Raw genomic sequence first — 11,476 nt, 5'->3', positions numbered from 1 at the left:
TCCCTTCGAGAATGACCCGCTATGCTGCCGGGCAAAGTAGCTTGAGTTTACTCCGGGTCTGACGAAGATGCTGGATTGCGTATCAGTTAATTGATCGCAGCCAGAATTTATTCATCATTTTCAGCCATCTGCTGTGGGTGATGGGGTTTTCCAGCGAGGTAACGTTGGCGGAACAGATCAAAGTGGCGAAACAGGGCCTCACCCGCAGCGGTGTCGCCCGCCTGTAACAGCAACTCGGCGGCGACTTCTGCCGTGCAGTGCTGGCCTTCGGCGTGAGCGACGCGTAACTGATAGTTAGAAGGGCGGGTCAGAGTCAGCGACATCACCGGGAGAGTGTCCAGCCACGGGCTTTTGCGAAACATTTTACGCGCTTCGGTCCAGGTGCCGTCCAGCATGATAAACAGCGGTGGTTTTCCGCTGGTGGGTGGGCTGTTCAGTACTGCACGGCCAGCGTCGGCATAGGATTCCGGGAAAACGACAACGGGCTGATAACGCGGGTCGCGTACGGCTTCAAGCAGGGCGGCATCGGGTTCGGTCCGCGACCAGCCAAACGCCAGCGTATCCGGCAGAATATCTGCGATCAGCCGTCCGGTGTTACTGGGTTTCAGGGGTTCGCTGTCAAACATTACCAGACAAAAGCGGCTGCGTGCCTGCTGGCTATCAATGGTGTCGCACAGGCAATTTTTTTGCGGCAGCAGACAACGCTGGCAGCGCGTAATGCGGTTACCTCGGGCAAGGAAAGGACGGGTGGCTCGGGCAAGGCGTGCAGCGCGCAGCAACAGAACAGCGTTATCGGTCATGATCGGTCATCAAGGAAAAACGCTATTCTAACGGATTCTGGCCGGGCGTGCCCGGCCAGATGGTTACAGATTTTCGTCCAGCCAGGCTTCGAAAGGCGCTTTTGGCATCGCACCGTTTAACATATCCGCCATCTGGCCCTGTTTAAACACCATAATGGTCGGAATGCTGCGGATGCGAAAGCGTGCACTCAGTTCTGGCTCAGCTTCGGTATTCACTTTCAGGAAACGAATCTTACCGTTACGTTCCTGCGCCACCGATTCATACACCGGGGCAAAGTTAACGCACGGGCCGCACCAGGGCGCCCAGAAGTCGATCACTACCGGCAGGTCATCCTGCAGGTATTTGTCCAGCGTCGCGGCGGTGGCATTGACCACATGGCCGTCAAACAGCACATGACCACAGCGGCCGCACTTGGCGCCGTCAGTCAGCCGTTCAGCCGGTACGCGGTTGGTCGCCTGGCAGGATGCACAAACCGTATTCATTATTCACCTCAGTTCAGGAGTAAGTGATTACTTACTGCAATTCTTAGTAAATCAGCCAACATTATGCTGTCGGGTGAAGAGGCTAACAACGAGATTTGTTCAATGGGTATAATAGGTAATGTCTCATAACAATGATGCGGATTAGCGGCTACTGGCTTTTATTGGAAGTTGATAGCTAAGTGCTGCCACATCAGGTAATCTGCGCGCTTCGCGCTCAGGCCAGGTGGAGGAAAAATGAACGACGAATTTAAAGGTAAGAGCGGCAAGGTCAAAGTGATGTATGTCCGCGGTGATGACGAGAGCAGCAACAAGGGCGGGAATCCCCGTACCGGTAAAGGCGGCCCACGTCAGCAGGATGGCGCACGCCGTCCTTCACGTAATGCAGACAGCAAGCCACGTGGCGGGCGCGATCGCGACGAAGGGCACTCTGACTCTCCGTGGCGTACCGTTTCCCGTGCGCCAAATGCTGCACCCGCTGTTGATGATAAACCGGACCATGGTGGCATCAGCGGTAAAAGTTATATCGATCCCGAGCAGATACGCCGTCAGCGTATGGAAGAGACGCGTGTGTATGGCGAAAATGCCTGCCAGGCCCTGTTCCAGAGCCGTCCGGAAAGTATTGTGCGTGCCTGGTTTATCCAGAGCGTCACACCGCGTTTCCGTGAAGCGTTAAAATATATGGCGGCGAACCGCAAGGCTTACCACACTGTGGATGAAGCCGAGCTGCAGAAAGCTTCCGGCACTGAACACCACGGCGGTGTTTGCTTCCTGATCAAAAAACGCGTGGGCATGCCCGTTAGCGAATGGCTGGCAACAGCCGGTGAGAAAGATTGCGTGCTGGCATTGGAAGATATCGGCAACCCGCACAACCTCGGCGGCATTATGCGTAGCTGCGCACACTTTGGTGTGAAAGGTTTGCTGGTGGATGATGCTTCCCTGCTGGAGTCGGGCGCCGCTGTGCGTACTGCTGAAGGTGGCGCAGAGCATGTTCAGGCAATTAGCGGCGAGAACTTTGCCGCAGGTCTGAGCGCGTTCCGCAAAGCAGGCTATACCATTGTTACCACGTCCAGCCATAAAGGTGTGCCGCTCTCACGAGCTGAACTGCCGGCAAAAATGGTCCTGGTACTGGGTCAGGAACGTGATGGTCTGTCTGACAGCACCTTCGATCAGGGCGACCTGAGCGTTTCTATCGGCGGGACCGGGAAAGTGGAAAGTCTGAACGTTTCCGTCGCAACCGGTGTACTGCTGGCCGAATGGTGGCGTCAGAACGTCTGATCCAGGCATGAACGAACGGCAATAAAAAAGGGGGGGTCCGTCAAACGGGACACCCCCTGATTCCAGGGGCAGATCAATGATCTGCCCCTTTTTTAATGGGCGCCGCCCCCGCCCCCGCCCGCACCAAACGGCGGACGGGCAAACCACACCAGCACCAGCAGCAGGATAAACACCCCCGCAGAAGCCCAGAAGATCTCATTGGCTGAGATGATGAGCCCCTGATTGGTGATCTGCTGTGCAAGGTAGGCTGATGCCTGGTCATGGGTCATCCCCATTTGTTCCAGCTTCGCGTACATCTGTTGCGAGTTTGTATTGTATGGCGTTATCGATTCCGTCAGATGAGCATGATGCAGCGACTCACGATCGGTCCACATGGTGGTGGTAATCGAGGTGCCAATCGAACCCGCCAGCGTTCGGGTAAAGTTCGACAGGCTGGATGCCGCCGCCAGTCTTTCCGGTGGCAGCCCCGAAAGGGTAATGGTTGTCAGTGGCATAAAGAAGCAGGCCACCGCAAACCCCTGGATAAACTGCGGCCAGGCGGAGGCAGCAAAGTCCATTCCCGGTTCAAAAGTATAGGCGCGCCAGTAGAAGCACACTGCATACATAATGAAGCTGAACGTCACCAGCCGTCGCATATCCAGCTTATGCGCAAAGCGGCCGATAATCGGTGACAGTATGACCGGAATAATCCCCACCGGTGCCGAGGCCAGCCCCGCCCAGGTGGCCGTATAGCCGTAGACCTCCTGTAGCAATTGCGGCAGCAGAACGATTGAACCGAAATAGAGCATATAGGCAAGGCTGATCGACAGACAGCCGATGGTGAAGTTGCGCGATTTAAACAGCGACAAATCCACGATCGGGTGATCGTCGGTCAACTCCCACACCAGTAGCACCACCAGGGCTACGACGGCGATGACCGTTAATGTGATGATTTCAGGGGAACTGAACCAGTCCAGCTCTTTACCGCGATCCAGCATGACCTGCAGACAGCCGATACCGACCACCAGTAGCACCAGACCGACGGTATCTATCGGACGGATGACCGTTTCCGTTTCGCGATGACGTAATGTCTGTAAAGCCAGGATCACCACCACCACGCCGATAGGCACGTTGATAAAGAAGATCCATCCCCAGTGATAGTTATCACTGATCCAGCCGCCCAGAATAGGGCCGCAGATCGGCGCGACGATCACGGTCATTGCCCACAGCGACAGTGCGACACTACGTTTCGCGGGGGGATAATTGCTTAACAGCAGGCTTTGTGACAGCGGGATCAAGGGACCCGCGACGATCCCCTGGATCACGCGGAAGAAGATCAGCATGCTCAGGCTTTCGGACATGCCGCATAGCCAGGAGGCGATGACGAAGGCCACCGTCGACCACAGGAACAGTTTCACTTCCCCGAAACGCTTGGCCAGCCAGCCGGTGATCGGAATCGAAATTGCGTTAGCTACGCCAAACGAGGTGATCACCCAGGTCCCCTGGGAGTTCGAGGCCCCCAGGTTCCCGGCGATGGTGGGGATCGCCACGTTAGCAATCGTGGAATCCAGCACCTGCATAAAAGTAGCCAGCGACAGCGCAATGGTCATCAGAACCAGTTGCGCGCCTTCAAGCGGTTTACGCGCCATAACAGTCTCCCGCCGTTTTAGCCGGCATTGGCACGGATAATATCGCTAATCAGCTGATTCGCTGGCGTCAGGTCCAGTGCCAGAGCATCACTTTCGTAGGCAGGCTTGCTGCGTACGCTGGTGGCGAGTACGGCACCTTCACTGTTGCTGGTATCGATTTTGACCAGCGTCGACAGGCCAATGCGCAGTGGATGTTTCGCCACTTCCTGTGGGTCAAGTTCGATACGTACAGGCAGACGCTGAACGACTTTGATCCAGTTGCCGGTAGCATTTTGTGCCGGTAACAGGGAGAACACGCTGCCCGTTCCCATATCAAGGCCGACCACTTTGCCCTTATACACCACGTCATCACCGTAGATATCACTGACCACTGTGGCTGGCTGGCCGATACGAACGCCTGCCAGTTGCGTCTCTTTGAAGTTAGCATCCACCCACAGATTATTGGCCGGAACAATCGCCAGCAGCGGCGTGGTTGTACCGATTTGTGAACCTACCTGCACGCTGCGGCGCGACACATAGCCATCAATGGGGCTGATGATGTTGGTACGTTGCAATGCCAGCCAGGCATCACGCAGGGCGGCGGCGTTCTGTTTCACTGCGGGTTGGTTTTCCAGTGACGTATCCAGAATCATCGCCTGGTTTGCGTTGTACTGCTGCATCGCCACATCAAGCTGAGCTTTCGCTGTGGCAACCGCATCACGCGCATGTTGCAGATCTTCTTTGCCAATAAGGTTAGATGCACCCAGCGGCTCACGGCGGCGTAAATCTGCCTGAGCCTGTTCGAGGGCCGTTTTCTGCAAGCCGATAGTGGCCTGATACTGTCGGCCATTGATTATCAGCTGGTGTGTCTGACGTACGCTGGTTGCCAGTGCCGTCTGTGCTTTCTCGAAAGCCTGTTCAGCATCGGTACGATCCAGCGTGACCAGCACATCACCTTTTTTCACGAAGTCAGTATCGTCAAACCAGACTTTATTGACGCTGCCGGAGACTTGCGCCATCACCTGTGCCTGATTTCCGGCAATATAGGCGTCATCTGTTTCCTGAAAATGACGTAATACCAGGAACCAGTACGTCAGATAAGCCACCCCGATAATGACGAACAGTACAGCCAGAAAAATCAGTGCATTTTTGCGCGTCTTTTTCTTATTGCGTGGCTGTTGCGGGTCTTGTGTCACCGCGCTTGCACTCATGATGTTCTCCTGATTCTCTGCCATTCGGGGCCGCTATCATCAATACGTGCGATCGCCCGAGTCTAAAATGCCAGCGGGGTAAGCGCTGGCATGAATGTGTTCTAAAGGGGCTTAAAGTAGCGATTTCCAATAAATGGTGTGTCGCACATTATGCTATTAGTGGATCAATTATCTGGAAAGGGAGGCGACAACTTCCTCTTCATCCATTTTATCGAGGCGGGTCAACAGTTTGCGGGTGATTCCCTCAAGCTGTGATTTTTCTGATGAGCTCAGTGCAGACCACAATAATTGCAGGCACTGATGCTGTGGTGGCAGAAGTTGACGCAGGAACTCGTGTCCTTTTGGCGTCAGATGCAGATGCAGACAACGGCGGTCGTTATCGCTTTCACGACGCTCAATCCAGCCGCGTTTTTCCAGCTCATCGGCAATACGCGTGGCGTTAGTGCGGGATGAACCTAGCGCAGAACTCAGTTCTGACGGTTGAATGCTGTGATCTTCCTGCGCATCCAGCGTAATTAATGCCATAAACAGCGTTTCGTTGATCCCCTGTGCCTTCAGCATTTTGTTGCGGTTTTCCAGCAACTTACTCTGCATGTGCATACACAGACGGGTCAGCATAATTTCCTGTAACGGGAAATCTTTCTGACGATTAGCACGAAAATTCAGCATCTGTTCAATGGGAGTAAACGAACTTTCCATTATGTAGGAACCTCACTAGTTGCAACTGGTATAATAACAATGATGATTAATAAAGTAATTCCACTTCTCTGCAGACGGTGATTCACTCACGTTTATGCTGCCATCATCAGTAGTTTCCAGGTCACTCCGTAACCCAGGGCGCTCAACAGCGTTGAATAAACAATGCTGCGCGAAAAATAGAAGGTAATACTTAGCAAGCCGAAACCCACAAGGGTTGGCAAAATCGCGAAAATATCGGTCAGTGACGAAGATGAAACAGAAGCTTCAGATGGAGTAAAACCAGGACGGGAGGCATTCAGACCAAAGGCAAATGGGACAGGCAGGTAGCCAATCACCCTCGGCAGGCTGTCTGTTACGCCTTCACACCCACTGGCGCGGGGAAGATTTTCATCTGTAACCAGGTTCTGATGCTCAGCCATGAGCTAATGTTACTCTACTGTTACTGAATAATTTCATCTGAAAACATCACCAGCCTGAATAAATTGCGCCTAACCTTACCAGAGTACGAAATGTCTTAACAGGCAGCAGGCATTGAAAAAACTTCATTTTCACCGCAAAAAATCAATGCAATTCAGCCTCATAATGATGACTTCGCCACCAGTTAAATAGATTAACTAAGGTTAACAGAGCACCGACTGCGCAGACACCATACCAGCCTGCCGTCTGAAAAGCGGATGCGGAAAGCAGTGAGCCGGCGGCACCGCCGATAAAATAGCTGGTCATATAGCCGGAGGTCAGTCGGTTACGTGCTTCCGGCATATGACGATAAATCACGCTCTGATTGGTAATATGCACGCCCTGTACGGCCAGGTCGAGTAGGATAATCCCGATAATCAGAGCGATTAATGAGTGCGCACCAAACGCGATAATGCCCCATGAAGCCAGCAGGATCAGCAGGCCTGCGCTGGTGGTCAGGCGGGCTTTGCCTTTATCGGCCAGTGACCCTGCTTGCCGTGCTGCCAGAGCTCCCGCTGCGCCAACCAGACCCAGAAGACCAATCTCACCTTCGGAATAATTCCATTCTGGCGATGACAGCAGAAACGCCATCGAGGTCCAGAGCACGCTGAAGTTAGCAAACGCCAGGCAGCCAGTAATCGCACGAGTACGTAATATCGGATGCTGTGCGAACAGGGTAAAAATAGATCCCAGCAGCTGACCATAATTTAACGGAATCGATTGCTTATAACGAGGCAGCCAGCGCCACAAGGCCAGTGCCATCATTACCATCAATACACTCGCCACCCAGTAAACCAGTCTCCATCCTCCCAACTGCGCCAGCCCCCCTGCAACGGTGCGCGCCAGCAGGATACCCAGCAACAGGCCGCTCATGACGGTACCGACGACTTTTCCCCGTTTTTCCGGTGCCGCGAGACTGGCAGCCAGCGGTACCAGAAGCTGCGCGACCACAGAAAACAGCCCGGTCAGAACGGTACCCAGTAGCATCATCATCAGCGAACCTGACAGCGCAGTGATTACCATACCGCCGGCTGCCAGCAGGCTCATGATGACGATCAGCCCCCGGCGCTCAAGCATATCGCCAAGCGGCACCAGCAGAAGCAGCCCGGCGGCATAGCCTAACTGAGCGGTGGTGACGATAAATCCTGCCTGATGGAATGAGAGATCGAAGGTCTGAGCAATGGTTGCCAGCAAGGGCTGCACGTAATAGTTACAGGCAACGGATAAGCCTGTAGCGATGGACATCAGGGCGACAAGTGCAGAATTCAGGCCGGGACGAGGGGATGTCATAACAACCAGTATGAGTGTGAGAATTATCTGAGTGGCTAATAATAACCTAAAAAACTATTTCACTCACATGATAATTGACAGGACAAACCAGTTCGGCAGCAGGGTTGTCCTGTTTTATCTGATAAGAAAAGGGTCGACCGAAAAAGAGGTCGACCCTTACGTCAGTCTGAAGGTGATTCACGCTCATGGCACAACCGTTGTTCTGGTTGCCCCTGGCGAGTGATTATTTACCCGCAGCCAGCGCGTCTTTCACCCAGCCATCAAACTGTGCCTGGTGGGCTTTGATCCAGCCGTCAACGTGTGCGTTGATATCGGCTTCAGAAGACTGCCCCTGATGCATACGTGAGTTCTGCGCATTGATATCGGCAATCGGCAGCTTCATCTCAGCAAACAGTTTTGCCGCCGCCGGGTTTTTCTCAGCCCAGGCTTTATTGGCAACGATGTGCATAGTGTTCACCGGGAAGCCGTAGTTCGCACCGTTAGGCAGCTTGGTATCTACGTCTTTCTGTTCGCCAGGCATCGAAGAGAAAGGCACCTGCAACCAGACGACATCACGGCCTGGCACCAGCACATCACTCACCCAGTATGGCGTCCAGGTGTAATAGAAGATGGGTTTACCTTCTTTAAAGCGGGTGATGGTATCGGCGATCATCGCCGAGTAGTTACCCTGGTTATGCTCAACGGTCTTCGTCAAATCAAAGGCCTTGATCTGGTGATTAATCACCGCTTCACAGCCCCAGCCTGGCGTACAGCCGGTCATATCGGCTTTACCGTCATCATTGGTATCGAACAGTTTCGCCAGCTTCGGATCTTTCAACTGATCGATACGCGTGATGTGGTATTTTTCGGCAGTTTTTTTGTCAATCAGGTAGCCCTGGGCTGCCCCTTGCACATAGGTTCCCTGACGATAGAATTTAGCGTCACCGCCTGCCGCTTTATACATATCGTCATGCAGCGGTTTCCAGTTAGTGGCAATAAAGGTGGTGTCGCCGGACGCAATCGAGGTGTATGCCACGTTGTAGTCGACTTCACTCGGCGCTTCAACGGTGTAGCCCAGCTTCGTGAGTGCACGACTGACCAGCAGCGTCTGGAACGTCTCTTCGGTGATGGTGCTCTGTGCGGGCTTAACGGTAATACCCTTACCAGGCAGATCGGCGGCGGATACCTGGGCGGCGGCCAGCGTGGTGAACGCGGCGGCCAGCAGTGTTATTTTTCGCATAGTCATCAGTACCTTTTTGTTATTTGGTTTTGCAGAAAGGGCGAGTCAGCAGACCCAGAGGGCCACTGGCGTACCAGCGACGGTTGCCACGACTGCGGCTGTCGCGTCCCAGCGACTGCGTCAGGCGGTCGAGAATAATCGCCAGAATCACAATGCCGACGCCACCGACGGTGGCCAGCCCCATATCCAGGCGGCCGATACCGCGCAGCACCATCTGGCCGAGACCACCGACGGCGATCATCGAGGCAATCACTACCATCGACAGTGCCAGCATCAGCGTCTGATTGACCCCCGCCATAATGGTGGGCATCGCCAGTGGTAGCTGTACTTTGAACAACATCTGACGTGGGCTGGCGCCGAACGACTCTGCCGCTTCGATCAGATCGGCAGGCACCTGTTTAATACCCAGAATGGTCAGACGTACAATCGGTGGCAGGGCGAAGATAATCGTCACCACCACACCCGGCACATTACCGATACCGAACAGCATCACGATCGGCACCAGGTAGACAAACGCAGGCGTGGTCTGCATCGCATCCAGCAGTGGGCGAATGATCTTGCCCGCTCGCTCGCTGCGTGCCAGCCAGATCCCCATCGGCAGACCGATAATGATGCAGAACAGCAGGGCGGTCAGTACCAGCGCCAGTGTTACCATCGCTTGTGACCAGGCACCTATCGCGCCAATCGCCACCAGAGAGACCAGCGTGGCCACGCCCATACTGAAGCTGGACAGTTGCCAGGCGATCAGCGCAAATACGATAATCGCCACCGGCGCGGGCATGCCCAGCAGCAGGTTCTGGAAGGCGCTGAGGATGTAATCCACCGGCAGGCGGATACCCTGAAACAGCGGACGGAAGTGGACAACAATCCAGTCAATAGCGGTGGTTACCCAGCTGTCGAGCGGGATCAGGGTTTTATGGAACGGATCGAGAATATTAAAATGTTCCACCTGCGGGGTCGGGGCACTGTTCAGCCAGTCGCCGCTGGCTGCGGCATCATGGCCACCGGCTGGGGCGGTTCCCCAGGCGTCACCACCGCTGGAGGCGGCATCCGGTGCGGGCTGAGTAGTCGCCGCGTCCGTGGGTGAACCCCAGGGATCGCTGCTGCTGGCGGCAGCCTGGCTACTGTCCGTTGGGGCGCTGGTGGCGGGTGCGGCATTCTGCGTGGCGCCGGACTCCCACGGGTTACTGGTTTGTTCACTCATGGCTGGCCTCCATCACGGTCTAATGCCTGCAACAACATTCCTTTGGAAATAATCCCCACATACTGACCTTCTTCGCCCACGATAGGCACCGCACAAGGGGCCTGCGCCACATGTGAGAGAAGATCGCTTAATGACGTCTCCGCAGGCATCGCCGCCGGGCTTTCCAGCAGTGCCTGATCGAGGCCTTCGCCGGCGGCCAGTGCCACCTTCAGAGAATCAATCGACACGGTGCCGACGAATCGTTGTTTCTCCAGGACATAACCGTATTCGCGGTCATTATCCTGGAGTAGTTTGATTGCTGAACGAGGGCCAAAACCGGGGGCTTTACGGATCAGTGCTGCGGCACTGCGGCGGGCAATATCTTTCGCACTGAACACGTGGCTGATATCGACGCCACGGAAGAAGGTACGCACGTAGTCATTAGCGGGATTATTGAGAATTTCATCCGGCGTACCGACCTGAATCACTTCCCCGCCTTGCATGATCGCAATGCGGTCACCGATGCGCATTGCTTCATCAAGATCGTGGGAAATAAAGACGATAGTACGCTGGTGGCGAGACTGTAATTTCACCAGCTCATCCTGCATCTCGGTACGAATTAATGGATCGAGTGCAGAGAAGGCTTCATCCATCAATAATATGTCGGGATTGATGGCCAGTGCACGGGCTAATCCAACACGCTGACGCATGCCTCCGGAGAGTTCATCCGGGTAGGCATGAGCATAATTATCCAGCCCAACCTGACGTAATGCATCCAGTGCTTTTTCCTGACGTTCTTGCAAAGGAATACCGGCTAATTCCATCCCGAAGGCGGCATTATTTAATACCGTCATATGAGGCATCAGTGCGAAGGATTGGAATACCATGCTGATTTTATTTCTACGAACCTGGCGTAATTCACTGTCAGATATTTTGGCAATATCTTCGCCATCAATGATGACCTGGCCGCGGGTGGGTTCTATCAGACGATTGAGAAGGCGAACCATGGTGGATTTCCCAGAACCGGACAACCCCATGATGACAAAAATCTCGCCTTCTTCAATGGCCAGACTGGCGTCTTTCACGCCGAGAGACAGTCCGGTTTTTTCCAGAAGTGCCTCTTTACTGATCCCTTTTTCAATGTGCTTAAATGCGCGCTCGGGGTTTTCCCCAAAAACTTTATATAAATTTTTAACTTCAAGTTTAATAGCCATGCATTAATTAATTTCCTGGTTATTGGTTGGTTTTATATA

10 protein-coding genes and 1 pseudogene are annotated in these 11,476 nt (G+C 54.1%); 1 reads left to right on the top strand and 10 read right to left on the bottom strand.

Annotated elements, in window-relative coordinates; genetic code table 11:
• Positions 1-107 precede the first annotated feature (107 nt).
• Entirely contained in the window at positions 108-800 is a 693-nt protein-coding gene (locus LJN55_RS17715; protein WP_200644204.1) for a tRNA-uridine aminocarboxypropyltransferase, read from the bottom strand.
• Positions 801-863: 63 nt separating this feature from the next.
• A complete protein-coding gene (trxC, locus tag LJN55_RS17710) occupies positions 864-1,283 on the bottom strand; it encodes a thioredoxin TrxC (RefSeq protein WP_133845790.1) in 420 nt (139 codons plus the stop codon).
• Between the two features lie 234 nt (positions 1,284-1,517).
• Here trxC and LJN55_RS17705 point away from each other — a divergent pair, with 234 nt between their 5' ends.
• Positions 1,518-2,558: a tRNA/rRNA methyltransferase gene (locus LJN55_RS17705; protein ID WP_133845791.1), complete on the top strand. Its 1,041-nt coding sequence runs from the start codon at positions 1,518-1,520 to the stop codon at positions 2,556-2,558.
• A gap of 92 nt (positions 2,559-2,650) precedes the next feature.
• On the opposite strand, the gene emrB is transcribed toward LJN55_RS17705, so the two are convergent.
• The 8 genes and pseudogenes from emrB to proV all read right to left on the bottom strand — a co-directional run bounded on the left by emrB (position 2,651) and on the right by proV (position 11,437).
• The gene (gene emrB / locus LJN55_RS17700; RefSeq protein WP_227534960.1) at positions 2,651-4,186 is read right to left on the bottom strand and encodes a multidrug efflux MFS transporter permease subunit EmrB; all 1,536 of its coding nucleotides are present in this window, start codon (positions 4,184-4,186) and stop codon (positions 2,651-2,653) included.
• A gap of 17 nt (positions 4,187-4,203) precedes the next feature.
• Positions 4,204-5,376 carry a multidrug efflux MFS transporter periplasmic adaptor subunit EmrA gene (emrA, locus tag LJN55_RS17695; RefSeq protein ID WP_133845793.1) on the bottom strand — a complete coding sequence of 391 codons (1,173 nt, stop codon included), beginning with the start codon at positions 5,374-5,376 and terminating at the stop codon, positions 4,204-4,206.
• Between the two features lie 168 nt (positions 5,377-5,544).
• The gene (gene mprA / locus LJN55_RS17690; protein ID WP_133845794.1) at positions 5,545-6,075 is read right to left on the bottom strand and encodes a transcriptional repressor MprA; all 531 of its coding nucleotides are present in this window, start codon (positions 6,073-6,075) and stop codon (positions 5,545-5,547) included.
• Between the two features lie 260 nt (positions 6,076-6,335).
• Positions 6,336-6,494: pseudogene (locus LJN55_RS23990) on the bottom strand (branched-chain amino acid ABC transporter permease); the annotation flags it as partial.
• 142 nt (positions 6,495-6,636) lie between these two features.
• Entirely contained in the window at positions 6,637-7,821 is a 1,185-nt protein-coding gene (locus tag LJN55_RS17680; RefSeq protein ID WP_227534958.1) for an MFS transporter, read from the bottom strand.
• Positions 7,822-8,044: 223 nt separating this feature from the next.
• The gene (proX, locus tag LJN55_RS17675; RefSeq protein ID WP_159338584.1) at positions 8,045-9,040 is read right to left on the bottom strand and encodes a glycine betaine/L-proline ABC transporter substrate-binding protein ProX; all 996 of its coding nucleotides are present in this window, start codon (positions 9,038-9,040) and stop codon (positions 8,045-8,047) included.
• 19 nt (positions 9,041-9,059) lie between these two features.
• Positions 9,060-10,244: a glycine betaine/L-proline ABC transporter permease ProW gene (gene proW, locus LJN55_RS17670; RefSeq protein WP_133845797.1), complete on the bottom strand. Its 1,185-nt coding sequence runs from the start codon at positions 10,242-10,244 to the stop codon at positions 9,060-9,062.
• A complete protein-coding gene (gene proV / locus LJN55_RS17665) occupies positions 10,241-11,437 on the bottom strand; it encodes a glycine betaine/L-proline ABC transporter ATP-binding protein ProV (RefSeq protein WP_133845798.1) in 1,197 nt (398 codons plus the stop codon). The genes proW and proV overlap by 4 nt, the downstream gene beginning before the upstream one ends.
• Positions 11,438-11,476 lie beyond the last annotated feature (39 nt).

The organism is Erwinia rhapontici, assembly GCF_020683125.1.
In the GTDB taxonomy this organism is placed as follows: Bacteria; Pseudomonadota; Gammaproteobacteria; order Enterobacterales; family Enterobacteriaceae; genus Erwinia; species Erwinia rhapontici.
The sequence above is the reverse complement of the archived record's forward strand: the minus strand, read 5'-3'. Positions and strand labels throughout refer to the sequence as shown.

Bases quoted from the DNA above. Each gene is read 5' to 3' on its own strand.
- trxC (WP_133845790.1), bottom strand. From the start codon at position 1,283: ATGAATACGGTTTGTGCATCCTGCCAGGCGACCAACCGCGTACCGGCT.
- LJN55_RS17680 (WP_227534958.1), bottom strand. From the start codon at position 7,821: ATGACATCCCCTCGTCCCGGCCTGAATTCTGCACTTGTCGCCCTGATG.
- proW (WP_133845797.1), bottom strand. From the start codon at position 10,244: ATGAGTGAACAAACCAGTAACCCGTGGGAGTCCGGCGCCACGCAGAAT.
- proV (WP_133845798.1), bottom strand. From the start codon at position 11,437: ATGGCTATTAAACTTGAAGTTAAAAATTTATATAAAGTTTTTGGGGAA.
- LJN55_RS17705 (WP_133845791.1), top strand. From the start codon at position 1,518: ATGAACGACGAATTTAAAGGTAAGAGCGGCAAGGTCAAAGTGATGTAT.
- emrA (WP_133845793.1), bottom strand. From the start codon at position 5,376: ATGAGTGCAAGCGCGGTGACACAAGACCCGCAACAGCCACGCAATAAG.
- LJN55_RS17715 (WP_200644204.1), bottom strand. From the start codon at position 800: ATGACCGATAACGCTGTTCTGTTGCTGCGCGCTGCACGCCTTGCCCGA.
- emrB (WP_227534960.1), bottom strand. From the start codon at position 4,186: ATGGCGCGTAAACCGCTTGAAGGCGCGCAACTGGTTCTGATGACCATT.
- proX (WP_159338584.1), bottom strand. From the start codon at position 9,040: ATGCGAAAAATAACACTGCTGGCCGCCGCGTTCACCACGCTGGCCGCC.
- mprA (WP_133845794.1), bottom strand. From the start codon at position 6,075: ATGGAAAGTTCGTTTACTCCCATTGAACAGATGCTGAATTTTCGTGCT.